Source organism: Parahaemophilus parainfluenzae, assembly GCF_001053575.1.
Taxonomy (GTDB): Bacteria; Pseudomonadota; Gammaproteobacteria; order Enterobacterales; family Pasteurellaceae; genus Haemophilus_D; species Haemophilus_D parainfluenzae_S.
The window spans coordinates 22,725-43,288 of the sequence record NZ_JVSL01000037.1; the positions used below are offsets into that span (position 1 = coordinate 22,725).

The following is a 20,564-nucleotide window of genomic DNA, read 5'->3' on the forward strand; positions in this document are numbered from 1 at the left end:
CCTATGCTTGTAGCATTGTTTCCAATTCTTCTTGGGCCGCTAACCAGTCCATTTCGACTTCTTCTAAGGCTTTCTTCACCTCTACTTGCTGTGCCAAAAATGCGGTCAATTTTTCTTTATTTTCTGCGCTGTATAGTTCGGAATCTGCCAATTGGTTTTCAATCTCCGCAAGTTTGGAGGCATGTTTATTCATTTTTTCCTCTAATTGAGAGATTTGTTTGCGAAGAGGCGCTGTTTGTTGGCGCAATTCAGCCTCGCGACGTTTTTGTTCCTTGCGGTTTTGCATGGAATTTTCATTGTCGTCATTTTTCTCCGAGGATTTATTTTCTGGTGCGCTATTTTGTTCATTCAGCCATTTTTGATAATCCTCTAAATCGCCTTTGAATTCTTCCACTTTTTCATCGTGTACCAAATAGAATTCTTCCACGGTATTACGTAGTAAGTGGCGATCGTGAGAAACTACCACCAAAGAGCCTTCGTAATCCACTAGCGCTTCGGTTAATGCCTGACGCATATCCAAATCCAAATGGTTGGTTGGTTCGTCGAGCAGTAATAGGTTTGGACGTTGCCAAACAATTAGCGCAAGTACCAAACGGGCTTTTTCCCCACCGGAAAAGGCTTTCACCGCTTGATTAACTTTGTCACCATGGAACGCAAAACTCCCGAGATAATCCCGAACCTGTTGCTCCGTTTGCTCTGGTGCGAGTTTTTGCATATGCCAGAGAGCGGATTCATCTGCGCGTAGGGTATCGAGCTGATGCTGAGCAAAATAACCGAGTTGTACGCCTTTAGCTAATTGCACAGTACCAGAAAGAGCGGTGAGCTCGCCGGCTAACAATTTAATTAAGGTGGATTTCCCTGCACCATTTTTCCCGAGCAAACCGATGCGTGAACCCGGTACTAAATTCAGCTTAATTTTACTTAAAATTTCTACCGCACTTTCACCGCTACCATAACCTGCGCTCGCCTGTTCAATCATCACCAAAGGATTCGGCAAAGATAGCGGTGGACGGAATTCAAAGGTAAAAGGATTATCCACATAAGCCGGTGCAATCAGCTCCATGCGCTCTAAGGCTTTCATGCGGCTTTGTGCTTGTTTGGCTTTGGTCGCTTTGGCTTTAAAGCGGTCGATATACTTCTGTAAATGGGAAATTTTTTGTTGTTGCTGACGATACATCGCCGTTTGTTGTGCCAGTTTGGTTGCCCGTTGCACTTCAAATGAAGAATAATCGCCCGTGTATTCGTTGAGTTTCTGATTTTCGATATGGAGGATTTTCGTCACAATCGGATCGAGAAAATCACGGTCGTGGGAAATTAGTACCAAGGTGCCTTGATATTGCACCAACCAACGTTCTAACCAAATAACCGCATCCAAATCCAAATGGTTGGTTGGCTCATCCAGTAATAATAAATCCGATGGACAAAGCAATGCTTGCGCCAAATTCAAGCGCATCCGCCAACCACCGGAGAAGGATTTCACCGGTTGAGCGATTTCGTCTTGGCTAAAGCCTAAACCATGTAATAAGGAAGCCGCGCGAGATTGAATTGTCCAAGCATCTAAGGTTTCTAATTGTCCGTGAATGCGCGCAATTGCATGACCATCATTACGTTCATTTGCTTCATTAAGTTCCTGCTGCAAACGGCAATATTCGCGATCCCCTTGAATCACATAATCAATGGCGGGAATATCCAATGCAGGCGTTTCTTGATTCACCCAAGAGACCCGCCAGTTGGATGGATAAGTGACCTCGCCACCCTCTGGCGTTAATTCTTTTTTTAATAGGGCAAAAAGAGAAGACTTACCACAACCATTCTTCCCCACCAAGCCGACTTTTTGTTTCGGATTGATGGTCGCCGTGGCATTCTCGAGCAATTCGGTTTGCCCGCGCTTTAGGGAAATATTATTAAATACAATCATTTTTTCGAATACATCTGAATTTGTGCCTATTTTGCAATATTTTTCCTTTTCTCGAAACAGCCTATTCCAATTTTATCGATATTTCTGCCAGAAAAAACACGTATAATGACGCTCAACAAATCTATCATGAGGAAATAAAATGAAGCTCTCTATTCTTAATCTTGCCCCCGTTCGGGAAGGGCAAACTTATTTGCAAGCCGTTGAGTCGATGGTCAGTCTTGCAAAACATGCTGAGAACATTGGCATTGAACGCTATTGGATTGCTGAGCATCATAATATGAAAAATTTAGTGAGTTCAGCGACCGCACTTTTAATTCAGCATACGCTAGCCAATACGAAGACCTTGCGTGTTGGTTCAGGTGGTGTGATGTTACCGAATCATTCACCTTATGTGGTAGCTGAGCAATATGGCACACTGGAGACGCTTTATCCAAACCGTGTTGAACTCGGTTTAGGCCGTGCACCAGGAACTGATATGCAAACGGCTGCAGCACTTCGTCGTGGACGAAACAGTCTGGATTTCCCTGCGGAAATTGCGGAACTTCGAGGTTACTTTAAAGATAGCAATCCTGTTTCAGCTTATCCTTCCGCAGGCTTGAATATACCGTTTTATATCTTAGGATCTAGCACCGAAAGTGCGTACCTTGCGGCAGAGCTTGGCTTGCCTTATGCCTTTGCTTCACACTTTGCGCCACGCATGATGGAAATGGCGGTGGAGATTTATCGCAAAAACTTCAAACCTTCTACCTATCTTGCTGAACCTTATGTCATCTTAGGTGTGAACGCGATTGTTGCTGAAACCGATAAAGAAGCGAAACAACTGGCGACAACACAAACACTATTTTTCTTAAGCGTGGTGACTAACGCACAACAAAATTTACAACCGCCTATGGCTTCAGAAGAAGATGTTTGGAAAACTCAAATGCACGCCCAAAAGAAACCACACTTTGGCCCAGTCGATTTCGAGGAAATCCCGATTTACAACCAAGAGCGTGCAGTAGTGGAACAAATGACTGCTTGTTCGCTTATCGGTAGTCCTGAAAGCGTGGATTTTCAACTCAAGCAATTACGTGAACGAGTACATTTTGATGAAATTATGGCAGTGAGCTATATTTTTGATGAGCAAAAGCAAGCCCAATCTTACACGATGTTGAAAGCGATTGTGGATAAACAATAGCGAGACAAAAAGAAAAGTGCGGTGAATTTCACCGCACTTTAAATCAAAAAATATTAATAAGCCGTTTCTATTGGTAAACCGGCTTTCTCCCAGCCATCAAACCCACCAATGACGCTAAACACATTTTCATAGCCTTGCTCAACAAGGAAAGTTGCCACACTTCGGCTGCTCACGCCATGATAACAACTCACGATAATCGGGGAGTCAAAGTCCACCTGTTCTTCAAATTGTAAAAAGCTTTGGTTGGTTAAATGAAACGCCCCTTTCGCATGAGAATAGGTGAAACGTTGTGGATCCCGAATGTCTGCAAGCATGGCACCATTTTGCACCATTTCCCACGCTTGTTCCGGGGTAATTTCTTTAAACGACATGGTTTGTTCCTTTTGCGCGCTGTTTATACACGCCATCAAAAATAATCAGGCTCATCGCCAATACTAAACAAATGAATAACGGGTAGCTGTCCGCATCCATTTCCTCTCCAATTAAAAATGAAATAATCACCATCAAAATGGTTTCAACATAACCTAAAAGGCCAAGCAAATTCATCGGCAGCATATTGCTAGCAATAACATAAGCAATCAATGCTGAACCACTAATGAGCCCCAGCAATACCAATAATCCCCAAATATTAGGATTCGATTCCTGCACGGTGGCAAAATCGGTTTGAAGGGCAAAGTAAATGCTAACTGGCAATAATGCGATCATTTCTAAGCAAAAAGCACCGAGATCGGTATTTTTCAGGGCTTTTCGTATCGAGAAGTAAGTGGTATACCCCACACAGATAACAATAGCTTCCCAAGATAATTCGCCTTTCAAAACGATGTTAGAAATCACCCCTACTGCCGCAATTAATACGGCAATGAATTTCAATGTTGAAATCCTTTCTTTAAAAATGAGTCGCCCCGCAGCCACCATCACAATTGGTAACAATAAATAACCGAAAGAGACACTTAAGGAGCTACCATTATTGGGTGCCCACAAAAAGAGCCACATTTGATAACCCATTAATGCACCACAAATAATATAGGAAAGAGCAAATAGCGGTTGTTTTTTGATGCGTTTTAAATGCTCTGCCAATACCTGTTTTTGTTTAAACATGATGACGGAAAGGGCAACGAAAGGGAATGTAAATAGCATTCGGTAGCCGAAAATATCCGTGCCACTGAGCGGTTTCAGTAGCGTGGAAAAATAATACATATAGCCAAATAAAAGCGAGGCTAAAAGTGAAATAAGTATGCCTCTTAACATAATAAATCCTTAGGTTAATTCTGCTTATTATTTTAGTCTAACATCTCCCAAAATGCACGAATTAGGGGATTCGCTAAATTTCTTTTTTGCACACAAACGCCTAAATCAAATGCCTCGACTGGATTGTCTAAATTTAAACGAGACACGTCTTTTGACATCGGGTTATTATCAATCACCACATCAGGCAACATCGCTAATCCAAAACCGAGCGCTACCATTGGTACGATACCTTCGTGCCCCGCTACTGTGGCATAAATTTTGGGATGTTTAATATGTTTGCTACGTAGCCATTGTTCAATACGCTGGCGTGCCATTCCATCTAACGGCAAAATAAAAGGCATCTGTTGCCAGTTGATGGGTTCTTCTTGTAATAATTGTGTGGCTAAACAAGCGACTCGTGGCGCAATTAATGAAAGGGAAATATCATCAATTTTATAAAACTCCAACCCAGCCGGCAGATTATTTGGTTTCCCCGCCAAAGCGAGATCCACTTGTTCTGATTGAATAAATTGCACTGCAGAGGCTGGGTCACCAGTCGTCAGTTGGATTTCAACTTTCGGATAACGAGAACGAAATTTGGCTAATACCTGTGGCAAATGACTATATGAAGCCGTTACCGAACAAAATAAGCGTAACTCTCCACTTAATTCCTCTGAATTATCTCGCAGTTGACGCTTAAACTGTTGCCAGTTTTGCCATTCTGTTTTCGCAAATTGCAGAAATTTCTCGCCTTGTTCGGTTAAGCGCACTTGTCGATTATCACGAATAAATAAAGGTTGTTCTAATTCTTCTTCCATGCGTTGAATTTGGCGTGAAAGCGTAGACGGCGACATATGATTTTGCGTAGCGGTTTTAGCAAAATTTTGTGTATCCGCAAGATGAAGAAATATTTGGAGGTCTTGAAAGTTCATATGTATCGTTAAAGCAAATGACATTGCAAAAATTGCAACACTAAGTGCAAATAATATCACTTTACGCAACAACTAAAAACCTTATAATCCACTTCACAACAAAAAACTATATTCAAACACAACCTCATACACATTAATCAACATCATATTAAGGATGAAAAATGGCTAACTATTTCAACACATTAAATTTACGCGAAAAATTAGACCAATTAGGTCGTTGTCGTTTTATGGATCGCAGCGAATTTGCTGACGGTTGCAACTACTTAAAAGGCAAAAAAATCGTTATCGTAGGCTGTGGTGCACAAGGTTTAAACCAAGGTTTAAATATGCGTGATTCTGGCTTAGACATCTCTTATGCATTACGCCCAGAAGCGATTGCAGAAAAACGTGCTTCATTCCAACGTGCGACTGAAAATGGTTTTAAAGTGGGCACTTACCAAGAATTAATTCCAACAGCAGACTTAGTGATTAACTTAACACCAGACAAACAACACTCTAAAGTGGTGGCTGATGTGATGCCATTAATGAAAAAAGATTCTGCATTCGGTTACTCACACGGTTTCAATATTGTTGAAGTAGGTGAGCAAATCCGTGAAGACATCACTGTGGTCATGACTGCACCAAAATGTCCAGGTACTGAAGTGCGTGAAGAATATAAACGTGGTTTCGGTGTACCAACATTAATCGCGGTTCACCCAGCAAATGATCCACGTGGTGAAGGTATGGCAATTGCGAAAGCATGGGCGGCAGCAACTGGTGGTGACCGTGCGGGCGTATTAGAATCTTCATTCGTTGCAGAAGTAAAATCTGACTTAATGGGTGAACAAACCATTCTTTGCGGTATGTTACAAGCAGGTTCTATCGTATGTTACGACAAATTAGTTGCCGACGGTAAAGATCCAGCATACGCAGGTAAATTGATCCAATACGGTTGGGAAACTATTACTGAAGCATTAAAACAAGGCGGTATCACATTAATGATGGATCGCTTATCAAACAGCGCAAAATTACGTGCATTTGAACTTGCTGAACAAATCAAAGAAAGCCTTGGTTTCTTATATTACAAACACATGGATGACATCATCAGCGGTCACTTCTCTGCGACCATGATGGCTGACTGGGCAAACGGTGATAAAGACTTATTAGCATGGCGTGAAGCAACCGGCAAAACTGCCTTTGAAAACGCACCAAAAGCAGACGGCATCAAAATTTCTGAACAAGAATACTTTGATAACGGCGTATTAATGGTAGCAATGGTGAAAGCGGGTGTTGAATTAGCCTTTGATGCAATGGTAGCAAGCGGTATCTATGAAGAATCAGCTTACTATGAATCACTTCATGAATTACCGTTAATCGCTAACACTATCGCGCGTAAACGTTTATACGAAATGAACGTGGTCATTTCTGATACTGCAGAATACGGTAACTACTTATTCTCTAACGTAGCAACCCCAATTCTTGCTAAAGAAATCATCCCAACCTTACAAAAAGGTGATTTAGGTGAACCAACACCAGCAGTTGCTATCGACAACATCACTTTACGCGATGTAAACGATGCAATCCGTAACCACCCAGTTGAATTAATTGGTCAAGAGTTACGTGGTTATATGACAGATATGAAACGTATCGCAGTTGCAGGTTAATTATTAAATCGGTAAAATTCAAGCCAACTTATTCAATAAGTTGGCTTTTTTTATAATCCAAAGGAATTAATATGAAAAACAATAAAATTTTTAACCGCACTTTTAAAGTGAGTTTGGTGGCTATGGCGTTAGGATTAGTTAATTCGGCATGGGCCATTGATTATAAACTATATGAAGGTACCGTATATAAGAATCCGGAAAGAACTGACTCTGAAGTAAAAAATATGAATTTTTATTCAGATTATGGCTATGATTTAACAAATAAAAATAATCTAGCCCATGTATCTTTTAGAATGAAAAATAGTTCAAATAAGGATTATCCAACAGAATCATTAATTTTCCTCGATCCTCAATTTTCTAATGGACCTAGTTCATTAGAAATCAAACCTAATAGTACTTTCACATTATCGAAGGCTTTTCCTGAAAGTTCTGTTTTTGAATTGAGAGATGCAAATCTTAAATTTCACTTCGGTAATATCAATTTATTTGAGGGGCTTTCTACAGTTGATGCAGATGGAGAGCCTGTTTTAGGAAATTCAGCATTTGAACTTCAGAGTAATAGCACCATTGATATTGATTCAGTTAGTATTGTTAGTGCAGCTAAAGAGAGCATAGGGTACCAACTATTTGATAAATCCACAGCAAATATTATCAACTCATCTATTTTTCTAGGGGGAGATAACAGCACTGCTGTAGATGCCGAAAACTCAACATTACATATCAAAAATTTAAATATTGCGCTACAGCCAGCTGGTACCGATAAATCAGCTACTATTGCATACGCATCAGAGAATTCTACATTAAATATTGAAGACAGCCTGCTCACAATTGAAACGAAAGGTCAAAGTAAAGGTTTAGGTTTTGTACTTGATGGTGGCGTGACCAACATTACAAATTCCAACATTGAAAATAATGCTGGAGATGTGGTTATTTTTACTAATAAACAAGATTCTCGAGATGAAACAAATAATTACAACTCAACAACAGTTAATCTAAAAAATACTAAAATCCCCGATGCAAAAGTATTGGTTGGATTAAACATGCCCGATCTAGCTGATACGGACTTATCTGAAGGAGAAAAAACTAGCTCACCTAGATTTGTGTTAAATGCAGATAACTCACAGTTAAATGGTGCAGTAAAGCAATATGACGGTACAAATAAAACGCCTGTTACATTAAATCTAACTAACAATACTACATGGGATTTAGTGGATAATTCAGAAGTAACAGACTTGCATTTAAATAACTCAGCGGTTTCTTTAACTAATACAAACGCTCCTTATGCGACATTAACTATCACGGGCAACCTCACTGGCTCAGGTACCTTCAACCTCAACACGAATATCGCTGAAAACAAAAGCGATAAAATCGTTGTTAAAGGTACTGCCGAAGGTAATCATAAAATTGGTGTAACTAACCAAGGTACAAATGTTGCTAACGGAAAAGTGACACTTGTAGAAACCAATGGTGGTAATGCGGCGTTTAGCTTAACGAACCCGAATAATCGTGTAGATTTAGGGGCTTACCAATATTTCCTAACAAAAGAAGGAAATAATTGGGTATTAGCGAATTCTAAAAATGCGGTCACCCCAACTCCACCTGTTGCACCCGTTACACCAAGCAAACCAGTAGTGACCTCAAGCAAACCTGCGATAACGCCTACCACCCCAGTAGTAACCCCAAGTAATCCAGTAGTACCACCTGCGGTTCTACCAAGCGCACCGTTACTTTCAGACTTAGCAAATGCACAAGTTTCTCTTCGCCAAGCACAATTGCTTTTAGCAGAAGATGATTTAAGTGGCATTCATCAACGTCTAGGTGAAGTGAAAAACGGTGAAAAAAGTAATGTGTGGGTTCGTAATGTGAATTCTCGCCAAAAATTAGCCGCACTTTCTACTGGTGAGAGTGAAACTTCTGGCTTTAAACAAAACGTACATCGCGTACAAGTGGGCGCTGATGCTGCTGTAACTAATAACCTCCGTGTTGGTGGATTTGTTGGCCGCAGCCAAGCTAACGTTGATTTTAATGGTCATTACGGTGATGGCAAAGTAAGAAGCAATAGCGTGGGCTTATATGCAGCTTACCTTGCAGATAACGGTATTTATGTAGATAACATCGTGAAATACAGCCGTTTACACGCTAACTCAAATCACACTGAAAAACGCCATTACAACGCTTATACTATTTCGAGTGAATTAGGCAAACGCTTTAGTCTTGCGAACGATTGGACAATTACCCCGCAAGCACAAATAGCGTGGACACATATTTCATCACAAGGGAATGAAGATAGCTTATCTTCTGTTTATTCTCGAATTGGTTTACGTGTAGCCAAAGGCTTTGCATTAAGTAATGGTTGGAATTTACAACCTTATGCAGAAGTAAATGCGATTACTAGCAAAAACCGTAGCAGCAAAATTCATTACGCCAACAGTGCGCTTGATGTCGCAAGCAGCCGTGGACGTTTTGAAAGTGCGCTCGGTTTAAATGCTGGATTTGCAAATCATCGTTTTGGTTTAGAAGTAAGCCGTGCAGACGGTAAAAACTTCGACAAACCTTATGCAATTCAAGCAGTTTATCGCTATCAATGGTAATATAAGAGGGCGGAATAAAATCCGCCCTTTTTCTCTTTTTACTGAATAAATAATATGTCTAAACCTTTCCCTTCCCGCGCATTTACAACCAAACGAACGGCAAAACCCACTCGTTCATTTAAGCCTAAAGCAAAGCCACTTACATTAGAACAGACGATTATCGTTTTATTTAACAAACCGTTTGATGTGCTGACACAATTCACCGATGAAAACGGCCGAGCGACATTAAAAGATTTTATTAATATTCCGAATGTGTATGCGGCAGGGCGATTGGATCGTGATAGCGAAGGGTTACTGATTTTAACGAATAATGGTGAAGTGCAACATCGTTTGGCGGATCCAAAGTTTAAAACAGAAAAAACGTATTTTGTACAAGTGGAAAGTATTCCTGAAGAGAAAGACTTAGACAAACTCCGCAAAGGCGTTGAATTGAAAGATGGAATGACAAAGCCGGCAAAAGTGCGGTTGATTTCAGAACCAGATTTTCTTTGGCCTCGCAATCCGCCGATTCGTGAACGTCAAAGTATTCCAACGAGCTGGTTGGAAATCAAAATTAGTGAAGGGCGAAATCGACAAGTGCGTCGAATGACGGCACATATCGGCTTTCCGACATTGCGTCTCATCCGTTATCAAATGAGTCATTTAACGATTGATGGATTAGGCAATGGTGAATATCGCCGATTGGGTGAAGAAGAAATACGTGCGTTATTCAAACAACTTCATTTAAATAACGCACGTTAAGATTAGAAACGTTGAGCGGGTTGTGCATTTTCAACTTGCACGAAAAAGCCTTTATCATTCAAGATTATGCTGTAATCGGTAACATATTTAACACCGTTGGTTTCCACTATCGCATTACAGCTGCGAATGCCTTGTTGTGGATAAGATTGCGTTTCACGGGCTTGCGCGATTTGTTTCACTGTCATTTGGGTGTTAGTGGCTGCACCTTGTTTTTTGAAGGCATCAGATAATACCGCAAAAACTTTTGAATCATTACATCTTGGTACGACGACGGATTTTGTCACCATACTCGCTGTTTTTTGTGCGACAGTATCTACTTTCTTTTCAGTCACTTTTTCAACAGCTTTGGGTTCCGCTTTCTTCACTTCAGTTTTAACTGCGGGTGTTTTTTTAGCAATTACCTTTTCAGGTTTAGCTGATTCTTTAACTACACTTTGTTTGCTTTTTGCTAAAGTCTTTTTGTCTTTTACTGCAGTTTGCTTCGTTTTTTCTACTGGCTGTTTGCCTTTCGTTTTTGTCGGCTCTGCTTTAGCGGCTTTATTTGTCGTTTTATTTTTTATTTTTTCTTTTTTCGTTACCGCTTTTTTCGCTTCCACAATTTTAGCTGGCTTTTTCGCTTCTGCTTTTTTAGCATCCGCTTTTTTATTAGCTGTTTTGGCTACGGCTTTAGGTGTGGTTGTTTTCTTGGCTTCCACTTTTTTAACTGCCGTTTTCACTGATTTAGTTTGAGTTGATTTTGCCGTATGATTTGGCGATGCTGCAAAGGCCAAAACAGGTAACAAGGCAAAAATCACCGCGAGTAATTTTTTCATCCTTTATTCTCCTTAAACAAAAAGTGCGGTCAAAATTAACCGCACTTTGAAATTCACTTATAAATTAAAGATAGTAGTGTTCTACGTAGTTTAATTTATCGTCAAGTTTCAACACTAACGGTTGACCGGTTGGGATTTCAAAATCCATGATTTCCGCATCAGAAATACCGATGATGTGTTTTGCTAATGCACGAAGTGAGTTACCGTGTGCCACCACTAAAACACGTTTACCAGAAAGCATTGCTGGAGCAATTTGGTCTTCCCAGAATGGTAATGCACGTTCTAAGGTTAATTTTAAGTTTTCTGCATTTGGTATAACATCAGACGGAATGTTTGCATAACGACGGTCATTATGTGCAGAATTTGGATCTTTCGGATCTAAATCTGGAGGAGAAATATCATAAGAACGACGCCAGATATGAACTTGTTCATCACCGTATTGTTCTGCGGTTGCTTTTTTATCTAAGCCTTGTAATGCACCATAGTGACGCTCATTTAAACGCCAGTTTTTCACTTGAGGAATCCATAATTGGTGAGATTCTTCTAACACGATGTTACAGGTTTTGATTGCACGAGTTAAAACAGAAGTGAAGGCAATATCAAATTCATAGCCTTTCTCGAACAATTTTTTACCCGCAGCTTTTGCTTCTTCTACGCCGCGCTCGGTTAAATTCACATCACGCCAACCGGTGAATAAATTTTTTGCGTTCCACTCACTGAAACCGTGACGAATGAATACTAATTCCATAAGGATCTCCTAAGTATTAATAAAAAAATGATGGCTCTGTTATAGCAAAAAATCGGTATGTTTAAAAGTAAAAAGGCGGCATTTACTGATCTTTCGCAAAAAATCACCTGTAAACTTTTAGCCACTCAAAAATAATGCTAGTATTTAAACTTTATTCGTCCTTTAATTTCTCTCAAGTTTAGATGTATGCAGCAAAGCAATCGTAGAAAAAAAATCTTAGCAAAACTGACCGCACTTTTAGCTTGCGGTCTGCTTGGCTTTTCATCTTTCGCGCAAGGCAACGATCTCAATCAAATTCAAAAACAAATTAAACAACAAGAATCGAAGATCGCCGAGCAAAAACGTGCACAAGCTAAACTCCAAGCCAGTCTTAAAGACCAAGAAAGCAAAATTAATAGCGTTGTCGGTGAATTACGTGAAACAGAATTAAGCTTAAAAGAAATCCGCAAGCAAATGGCAGAAACGGAAAAGCAAATCAAGCAATTAGAAAAGCAAGAGCGCGTGCAAAAAGCGAAGCTCGCGCAGCAAGTAGATGCTATTTATCGTTCAGGCATAAATCCTTCTACCTTGGAAAGAATGCTTTCGGAAGATGCCAAAAAAGCGGAACGCATGAAAGTGTATTATCAGCACTTAAACCAAGTTCGCATTGATATGATTAACAATCTGAAAGCGACACAAGAGAATTTAGCGAAACAACGCGAAGCGATTTCAGGGCAACAAAAAAACCATCGCGAGCAACTTTCTACGCAAAAGAAACAACAGCAAGAATTACAAAAAGCACAACAAGAACGTCAATCTACGTTAAATGAACTCAATAAAAACTTAACGAAAGATCAGAATAAATTGGAAACGTTGAAAGCGAACGAAAATGTCCTTCGCCAAGAAATTCAACGTGCTGAACAAGCCGCTCGCCAACAAGAACAACGTGAGCGTGAAGCCCTTGCTCAGAAAAAACAAGAGGAAGAAAAACGAACCTCAAAACCTTATCAACCAACCGATCAAGAACGTAAGTTGATTAACAGTACCAGTGGTTTAGGTACGGCTGCGCATCAATACAGTCGTCCCGTTTCCGGTCCAACATTGCATTCCTTTGGTTCAATCCAAGCAGGCGAAGTGCGCTGGAAAGGTATGGTTATCGGCGCACCAACGGGTACAGCGGTAAAAGCCATTGCAAGTGGTCGTGTCATTCTAGCGGGTCATCTTAATGGCTATGGTTATATGGTGATTGTGAAACACGGCGACAGCGACTTGAGCTTATATGGTTTCAACCAAGCGGTATTTGTGAAACAAGGTCAGCTGGTGTCTGCGGGACAAACCATTGCGCAAGTAGGTAATACGGGTGAGCTCTCTAAACCGGCACTTTACTTTGGAATTAGCCGTAAAGGGGTGCCTGTAAATCCAGCTGGGTGGATTAAATAATGGCGGCATTCTTTCAAAGTGCGGTCAGAAATACGATCATTTTTTCAACCGCACTTTTTTCTGCGTTTACTTTTGCACAAGGCAAACTGGCTATTGTAATTGATGACATTGGCTATCATCCGAAAGAAGATGCCGAAGTTTTAGCCATGCCAAAAGAAGTCTCTGTTGCGATCATTCCAGCAGCACCCTATGCCAAAATACGCAATCAAGAAGCAAAAGCGCAGAATCACGATATTCTCATTCATATGCCAATGCAGCCTGTCAGCAACATTAAAATTGAAGAAGGTGGTTTGACTTTAGGGTTATCTGAAGCGCAAGTGAATGAGCGGGTGAAAAAAGCGAAAGCTATTGTGCCCAATGCCATCGGAATGAATAATCATATGGGCAGTGCAGCCACAGCCGATACCACATTAATGACCTATTTGATGACCACACTTCGCGAGCAGAATTTATTCTTTTTAGATAGTCGCACCATTGGAAAATCAGTCGCGGGCAAAATAGCAAAAGAACAAGGCGTACGTGTATTAGATCGCCATGTGTTTTTAGATGACAGTGATAATTTGGCAGATGTTCAACGCCAATTTCAAAGTGCAATTCAATATGCACGTAAACATGGCACCGCCATTGCTATTGGACACCCGCGTCCAAATACCGTAGCCGTATTAAAATCAGGAATCAAAAATTTACCCGATGATATTCAATTAGTCGGCATGGGAAGCTTGTGGCGAAATGAAAAAATCTTGCCACCTAAACCATTTATCTTAATTTTTAATGATATTCCTGCGCCAACTTCAGTCGCGCCGTTTGAGCCAATCCCTTTATTACGGGGCGTGCCAAGATAACAAAAAGAGCGGTTAAAAAAACCGCTCTTTTTTATCATTTGAAATTTACCTATCGACCATTTCGCTCAAAGAACAAGACGGTTGCTGCAACGCGTGAGTGAACGTTAAGTTTACGAAGTAAGTTACGAATGTGCACTTTAACTGTTTCTTCAGAAATGAAAAGTTGGCCCGCAATTTGTTTATTAGATAAACCTGTTGCGATTAAACGTAATACATCCATTTCACGATCGGTGAGAGAATCCATTGGATCAACAGTATGTTTGCGTTCTAAAAGAAGATTTTTAATCGAATCACTTAAAATCACTTCACCTTGTGCAATACGTTTAATTTGCTCAAGTAGCACATCTGGCTCAGTATCTTTCAATAAATAGCCATCAGCACCCGCATCGATGAGAGTGAAAATATCATTTTTCGCATCAGACACAGTTAAGATCAAAATTCGTGCATCAACACCTTCTGCACGCAAGCCTTTAAGGGTATCTAAACCAGAAAGACCTTTCATATTCAGATCTAAAATGATTAAATCCGGGGATTCTTGAATCGCAATGGAAATGCCTTCTGTACCGCTTCCTACATCGGCAACGACTTCAAAATTCTCTTCTAATTCAACTAATTGTTTGATACCACGACGCATTAATGGATGGTCGTCGATAATTAATACTTTTAACTTTTCTTGCATAATATTCTCCAAGAGATAAGCGGACAAACATTCTATCGCCTGAAGGCGAAAACGTCCACAGCCTTAGATTATTTCTCAATAGATTTTCGAACGAAGGATTCTATCGGGATTTTGCCTATCTTCCAATGCATAATTTGCAGATAAATTTGATTTACCTCAAACAATGCTTGTTTTGATTGAGCTATTCGCAAGTCCTTTTGCTTTTAAATTTGAACGGCATAATACGCATGCCACTTTCTGTCGGATGCAATTGATAAAATTGAGGATAATTAAAATTCCGTTGCACCATTTTATACGGATTTTTACAATCTTTCGAGCCGAGTGATTGATAAATCTGATTCACTTCACGCACTTTATCATCTTTTGAACCTTCACATTGACGATAAATTTCGAGACGATTCTTTTCATCTAACAAATAAACGTTAAAGCTATTATCGGCATTATCCTCAAAGAAGAATTGTAAAAAACCTTCACTGGCAAACAAATCAATTTCAGGCGGATATCGACGGGCCTCTGGAATAATTTCTTTTTCTTCCAACTGAGTCGGTAAAACGTCCTCAAAATTGACCGCACTTTCTTTTCCACCATCAATAGGTTGCAAACTGATCCCTTTTTCTTCAAAGAAGAATTGCCAGTTTTTCCCTGCCACACGTAAACGGGAGTGCGTTGTTGGGCGACTGTCGCCTAATTGAATACTGATACAACGGTTTACAAGTACGCTCACTAAGTTTCGCAATGTGCGGTTGTAGTGTTTACTGTAACAGAAAACCTGTATAGAACGGGGCTGATTCACACCTTGATCAATTTTATTAGAAAGCACTTTTAAGGCAAGCAAAATCGCATTCTGCCCTTCAAAATGTAAAGTTCGAATTTCATTCCACACATTACGGTAAGTGAAATCAATGCTGCCGACCAAACTCTGTTCTAACTGACCAAAACTAAATAAATCACTTGGTGAAATATTGGATTTAAGTTCTTCGACTTGGGCAGTTGGGTCATTAACTAAGTTCACTGCAATAAATAGATCGCGGATTTCACATTGGGACGAAAGCGCCTCATTTGTTGGAGCTTGACCATTTGTATGCGGGAAAAACAACCGTAAATCGGCGACAAAATTACGTAAAGTGAGTTGGTCGATATTTTGACTGATTAAGTGCAAATGAGTTTCAGCGGTCAACAAGCGATTAAAATAAGCCCATGCGACGACTTTATTTAAACTTTCACCGTATTCAATCACACGTTCTTTCGAGAACATCATATGATGTGGTGGCTGATTCACCATATACCACCCATCCTTAAAATTCTTATTGCCGAGAACTTCGATAAATGTGAGGTGTTCTTCTGTTAAGTTATAGGAAATTTGTGAGTTTAGTAACGTAATTTTACCCGGCAATTCTTCAAAGGCAGTATAAAGTTTGCGAGAAAGCACCGTAATATCTTGCGGGATCACGCTAGAATTAATTTTATGTTTGCGTGCAAAATCCACTAGATTTCGATAACTCATCATCAAGAAATTCACCAAATTATTGTGACTTTCTTTCACCCGTTTAATTTTCCAATTTGGACGCAGATCTAATTCTTCAATACGTTCTTTTGACCAACCCCATTCTTGGGCCATCATTTTCATATAAGAAATACGCCAGTTTGAGGCGTGATATAACGCAAAGTCTTCTGTGGCTTTCACGTAAAAACAAGAACGTACAAAATCAAGACGCTTAAATTCTGAATGTGCGGTCAAATATTGGCTAATTCTCTCTAAAATCGCAATATAAGGATCGAAATGATGTATAGCCGTGCTGTGACCAGAAAGCAAATCCTCTTTAAATTGGCGAGCAATTAACTGGGCATTTGGGTATTCTTGGGCATAGGTTTCCAACAACAAGATTTTCATCACCGACTTATAAGGTGAATCAATACCTTTATAAAGTTGCCATAAGCTCGCACCAAAATATTCACTGGCTGAGAATTGTCCTAATCCACCAAAATCTACCCAATCATTTGGATTAAGCTCACCAGCCGCGACTAAACGCGCAACTTCGGCCTCATATTGCTTTTCATCTTCCACCCACAAGTGAGGCCACAACAATGGTTTACCCGCAAGACGTACAGCGGAACGATAAAATTCTTCCAATAACAACATATATTGGGCAGAACCACTGTTTTCTTTAGTTAATGGATCGGAATAACGTTCGTTACGGAAACGTTGTTGTGTCATCAAATAGAAATGCATTTCCACATGATATGTGGATGCCCATTGGCTAATTTTCTTCGTTTTTTCCGCTAAGCGCTGCTGTTCTTGTTCAGATAAATCATCTTGATGGCAGATCCAAATATCCAAATCCGAAGCTGAAGTTTGGCTAATGGAGCCAAAACTCCCCATCACATAAATACCGAAGATCGGTGCAAAAACAGCATCAGAATTGACCGCACTTTGCACGTCTTCGACAAGTTCGGGATGTTCTTTTGAGAGAAAATTTTGCTGATAATTGGAAAGAGTAAAATCGGCAATGCCTGCTGGGGCATCTTCCACATAACCCGGCAGAGCAGGATGATTAAGATGCAACAACAGCGGCACTAAAGAGACGATGTGTCGGAATGCATCACCTGAGCCCAATAATGCTCGATCAAAACGACGCTTGTCTAATGTTTCAATACATTTTCGGGCTTGAGTGAAATCGTATTTCAAGGCTTCCTACCTATGACCAAATAATTGGCGTTAATGTACCACTTACCTAGTCGGAAATCAAAAATTTAAATGATCTGACTTTTTGCCCTAAAAATGGTAGCATAGGCCATATTTCTATTTAAAATCAGCGGTATTTATGGCAGCACTTAAAACCTTAAAAATTGCGACCCGTCAAAGCCCTTTAGCGCTTTGGCAGGCGAATTTTGTAAAAGATCAATTAGAAAAATTTCACCCAACACTTTCTGTTGAATTAGTTCCAATGGTGACAAAAGGTGATGTAATCTTAGATTCTCCTTTAGCTAAAATTGGTGGAAAAGGCTTATTTGTTAAAGAGTTAGAAAACGCTTTACTTGAAAAACGTGCTGATATTGCCGTCCATTCAATGAAAGATGTGCCTATGGAATTTCCTGAAGGTCTAGGCTTAAGTGTGATCTGTAAACGTGAGGATCCACGTGATGCTTTCGTGTCTAATACATACCGTTCATTAGATGAATTGCCACAAGATGCTATTGTTGGAACATCAAGCTTGCGTCGTCAATGCCAATTAAAACAATTACGCCCTGATCTTGATATCCGCTCCTTACGTGGCAATGTAGGAACCCGATTAAGTAAATTAGACAATGGCGAATACGATGCCATTATTTTAGCCTCAGCTGGCTTAATTCGTTTAGGGCTAGCGGAACGTATTGCCTCATTTATTGAAGTAGAACAGTCGTTACCGGCTGCCGGACAAGGCGCGGTAGGCATTGAGTGCCGTGTTGATGATGAAGAAGTAAAAGCATTACTTGCTCCACTTTCAGATGCCACCACGACGACTTGTGTTTTAGCTGAGCGTGCAATGAATACCCGCTTACAAGGCGGCTGCCAAGTACCAATCGGTGGTTATGCTATTGAGCAAGATGGTGAAGTTTTCTTACGAGCACTCGTCGGAGAAACTGATGGCTCTGCGATTATTCGTGCGGAAGGTAAAAGTGCGGTTGAAAATGCCGAAGCATTAGGCGTGACCATTGCTGAACAACTTCTAGCACAGGGCGCAGATAAGATTCTGGCGAAGATTTACTCAGCATAGGAAATCACCATGGCCGTACTAGTTACTCGCCCGGATGAACGAGGAAAAGCCCTAGTTGACCAGCTGAATCAAGCCGGTGTGGTTGCCTTGCATTTGCCTTTACTTTCTATTGAAGCGGGTGCTGAGTTGGCTCAATTACCGACGAAACTTAATCAGCTAAAAAGTGGTGATTATGTGTTTTTGGTTTCAAAAAGTACTGTCGATTTTGCGGATAAAACCCTGAAAGATATTGGCTTTAGCTGGCGTCAAGATTTACAATACTTTACAGTTGGACATAGAACGGCGCAGCATTTTTCCTGTCAAACTGAATGTACTGTTCGCTATCCAATCACGTCGGAAAATACTGAAGGTGTATTAAATTTACCGCAAATGGCAAAATTAACAGATAAAAACTTGTTAATTTTACGTGGCAACGGTGGACGAGAATTACTACGTGAACAGACCACACTACGCGGTGCAACTGTTGAGACAGTCGAATGTTACCAACGCACGCCGATTAGTTATAATAACGAAGAGCAAACCAGTATTTGTATTCGTTCTGGTGTGCAAACCCTTGTGGTCACAAGCCTTGAAATTTTGCAGGCGTTAATCAAATTTGTGCCTGAAAATGAACAAAATTGGCTAAAAAATTGCTGTTTAGTCACGGTAAGTCAACGCATTGCGGATGTCGCAATACAACAAGGTTGGCATAATGTGGTGGTTTCCGCTGGTGCGGACAATCAAAGTTTACTTAATACCTTACTTAATGAAGTAACTCCCCTTTCTCACTAAGGAAAAGATATGGCGAAAGAGAAATTAACCCCTGAAACGACAGATGAAATCCAAGAAACAGATGCAGTGGAAATTCAAACTGAAGATCGCGAGCCTGTTGCGCCACGTACACAAACCGTTGTGAAGAAAAGTGGTACTGGATTAAGTTTATTGGCTATTCTCATTGCACTTGGCGTGGGTGGTGCAGGTTATTATTTTGGCCAACAACAGGTGGATGAATTCCAACAAAAATTGACCGCACTTGAAGCTCAAATCAATAATAAAACCGTGGTTTCAGCACCTGCTCAAGAAGTAAAATTTGATACTACACAGCTTGCTCAGTTAGAGTCTGCGAATAAAGCAACGCAAAACAAAATTGCGCAAGTAGAAGAGCTAATCAATGCCAAATCACATGAGTTAGTTGGCTTACAATCACAAATCAATAAAGTGAGCGCACAAGCTAATGCTCAACAGCCTACTGATTGGTTATTCTCAGAAGCAGATTTCTTGCTCAACAATGCATTGCGTAAATTAGTGTTAGATAATGATGTGGATACAGCGGTTTCACTCTTAAAACTCGCTGATGAAACTCTTGCTAAAGTGAATAACTCACAATCAGCAGCTATTCGTAGTGCAATCAATCAAGATCTGAAACAACTTCTCTCCGTAGCTGGCGTGGATCAAAATGCGGTCATGCAAAAATTATCGCAATTAGCCAATACGGTTGATGAATTACCGGTATTAGATGTGAATTTCGGTGATGATCAAAATGCAACAAAATTATCTGATTCCCTGTCTGACTGGGCGGAAAATGCAGAAAAAAGTGCAACCTCATTCCTAAATCACTTTATTCGTATTTCACCGAAACATGGTGCGGATCGCAAAGAATTATTAGCGCCAAACCAAGATATCTATTTGCGTGAAAACATTCGTTTACGCTTACAATTAGCGATTATGGCAGTGCCTCGTCAGCAAAACGAACTTTATAAACAATCTTTAGAAGCTGTTGCATCTTGGATTCGTAGTTATTTTGATACCAATGCTGAAGTAACTCAAAGTTTCTTAAAATCAGTGGATGAATTATCTGAAGTATCCATCTATGTGGATGTGCCAAGCCAATTACAAAGCTTAAGTATGCTTGATAAGTACTTAAATCGTACACCTTTAGATGTGCAGAAAGTGGAAATTGAAGCAGAAAAAGCGGTTGATAATTCACCAAGAAAAGAAGAAGTAAAACCAGCACCTGAAGCGAAAGCGGAAGAGCCAAAAGCTGAAGAAAAACCCGCTGAAGCACCAGCTGCACAACCGGCAACTGAACCCCAACAATAAG

General features: G+C 40.3%; 16 protein-coding genes and 1 pseudogene. 9 read left to right on the top strand and 8 right to left on the bottom strand.

Annotation, left to right across the window (positions count from 1 at the left end; genetic code table 11):
- Position 1: 1 nt before the first annotated feature.
- Positions 2-1,918, bottom strand: coding sequence for an ABC transporter ATP-binding protein (locus tag AC979_RS07625; RefSeq protein WP_049373684.1), 1,917 nt, complete (start codon positions 1,916-1,918; stop codon positions 2-4).
- Between the two features lie 139 nt (positions 1,919-2,057).
- Here AC979_RS07625 and AC979_RS07630 point away from each other — a divergent pair, with 139 nt between their 5' ends.
- Positions 2,058-3,095 carry an LLM class flavin-dependent oxidoreductase gene (locus tag AC979_RS07630; protein ID WP_049373686.1) on the top strand — a complete coding sequence of 346 codons (1,038 nt, stop codon included), beginning with the start codon at positions 2,058-2,060 and terminating at the stop codon, positions 3,093-3,095.
- A gap of 53 nt (positions 3,096-3,148) precedes the next feature.
- Here the strand turns inward: AC979_RS07630 and glpE are convergent, their stop codons facing one another.
- From glpE to ilvY, 3 genes are read right to left on the bottom strand one after another with little or no spacing between them, the layout of a single operon-like run.
- The gene (gene glpE / locus AC979_RS07635; RefSeq protein WP_049373687.1) at positions 3,149-3,466 is read right to left on the bottom strand and encodes a thiosulfate sulfurtransferase GlpE; all 318 of its coding nucleotides are present in this window, start codon (positions 3,464-3,466) and stop codon (positions 3,149-3,151) included.
- On the bottom strand, positions 3,456-4,343 hold the full coding sequence (gene rarD / locus AC979_RS07640) for an EamA family transporter RarD (protein ID WP_049373689.1): 888 nt from the start codon (positions 4,341-4,343) through the stop codon (positions 3,456-3,458). Before rarD ends, glpE begins: the two co-directional genes overlap by 11 nt.
- 32 nt (positions 4,344-4,375) lie before the next feature.
- A complete protein-coding gene (ilvY, locus tag AC979_RS07645; RefSeq protein ID WP_049373795.1) occupies positions 4,376-5,254 on the bottom strand; it encodes an HTH-type transcriptional activator IlvY in 879 nt (292 codons plus the stop codon).
- A gap of 161 nt (positions 5,255-5,415) precedes the next feature.
- On the opposite strand from ilvY, the gene ilvC reads away from it, so the two are divergent.
- The 3 genes and pseudogenes from ilvC to AC979_RS07660 all read left to right on the top strand — a co-directional run.
- Positions 5,416-6,897, top strand: coding sequence for a ketol-acid reductoisomerase (ilvC, locus tag AC979_RS07650; RefSeq protein WP_049373691.1), 1,482 nt, complete (start codon positions 5,416-5,418; stop codon positions 6,895-6,897).
- Between the two features lie 71 nt (positions 6,898-6,968).
- Positions 6,969-9,488 (top strand): autotransporter outer membrane beta-barrel domain-containing protein, encoded by a 2,520-nt coding sequence (locus AC979_RS10585; RefSeq protein WP_049373693.1) that lies wholly within the window; start codon positions 6,969-6,971, stop codon positions 9,486-9,488.
- Between the two features lie 159 nt (positions 9,489-9,647).
- Positions 9,648-10,229: pseudogene (locus tag AC979_RS07660) on the top strand (rRNA large subunit pseudouridine synthase E); the annotation flags it as partial.
- Between the two features lie 2 nt (positions 10,230-10,231).
- Here the strand turns inward: AC979_RS07660 and AC979_RS07665 are convergent.
- A complete protein-coding gene (locus tag AC979_RS07665) occupies positions 10,232-11,041 on the bottom strand; it encodes a hypothetical protein (RefSeq protein WP_049373696.1) in 810 nt (269 codons plus the stop codon).
- A 64-nt stretch (positions 11,042-11,105) separates the two neighbouring features.
- The gene (locus AC979_RS07670; protein WP_005699335.1) at positions 11,106-11,789 is read right to left on the bottom strand and encodes a 2,3-diphosphoglycerate-dependent phosphoglycerate mutase; all 684 of its coding nucleotides are present in this window, start codon (positions 11,787-11,789) and stop codon (positions 11,106-11,108) included.
- 186 nt (positions 11,790-11,975) lie between these two features.
- On the opposite strand from AC979_RS07670, the gene envC reads away from it, so the two are divergent.
- Together envC and AC979_RS07680 are read left to right on the top strand one after the other, a co-directional pair.
- Positions 11,976-13,208, top strand: a complete 1,233-nt coding sequence (gene envC, locus AC979_RS07675; protein WP_049373699.1) for a murein hydrolase activator EnvC — start codon at positions 11,976-11,978, stop codon at positions 13,206-13,208.
- On the top strand, positions 13,208-14,050 hold the full coding sequence (locus AC979_RS07680; RefSeq protein ID WP_049373701.1) for a divergent polysaccharide deacetylase family protein: 843 nt from the start codon (positions 13,208-13,210) through the stop codon (positions 14,048-14,050). Before envC ends, AC979_RS07680 begins: the two co-directional genes overlap by 1 nt.
- 49 nt (positions 14,051-14,099) lie before the next feature.
- On the opposite strand, the gene AC979_RS07685 is transcribed toward AC979_RS07680, so the two are convergent.
- Together AC979_RS07685 and AC979_RS07690 are read right to left on the bottom strand one after the other, a co-directional pair.
- Positions 14,100-14,729, bottom strand: coding sequence for a response regulator (locus AC979_RS07685; RefSeq protein ID WP_005694852.1), 630 nt, complete (start codon positions 14,727-14,729; stop codon positions 14,100-14,102).
- A gap of 181 nt (positions 14,730-14,910) precedes the next feature.
- Positions 14,911-17,415, bottom strand: a complete 2,505-nt coding sequence (locus AC979_RS07690; protein ID WP_049373703.1) for a class I adenylate cyclase — start codon at positions 17,413-17,415, stop codon at positions 14,911-14,913.
- 136 nt (positions 17,416-17,551) lie between these two features.
- Between AC979_RS07690 and hemC the strand changes: the two genes are divergently transcribed.
- From hemC to AC979_RS07705, 3 genes are read left to right on the top strand one after another with little or no spacing between them, the layout of a single operon-like run.
- Positions 17,552-18,484, top strand: coding sequence for a hydroxymethylbilane synthase (hemC, locus tag AC979_RS07695; protein WP_049373705.1), 933 nt, complete (start codon positions 17,552-17,554; stop codon positions 18,482-18,484).
- Positions 18,485-18,493: 9 nt separating this feature from the next.
- Positions 18,494-19,255 carry a uroporphyrinogen-III synthase gene (locus AC979_RS07700; RefSeq protein ID WP_049373706.1) on the top strand — a complete coding sequence of 254 codons (762 nt, stop codon included), beginning with the start codon at positions 18,494-18,496 and terminating at the stop codon, positions 19,253-19,255.
- 9 nt (positions 19,256-19,264) lie between these two features.
- Positions 19,265-20,563 (top strand): uroporphyrinogen-III C-methyltransferase, encoded by a 1,299-nt coding sequence (locus tag AC979_RS07705; protein WP_049373708.1) that lies wholly within the window; start codon positions 19,265-19,267, stop codon positions 20,561-20,563.
- Position 20,564 lies beyond the last annotated feature (1 nt).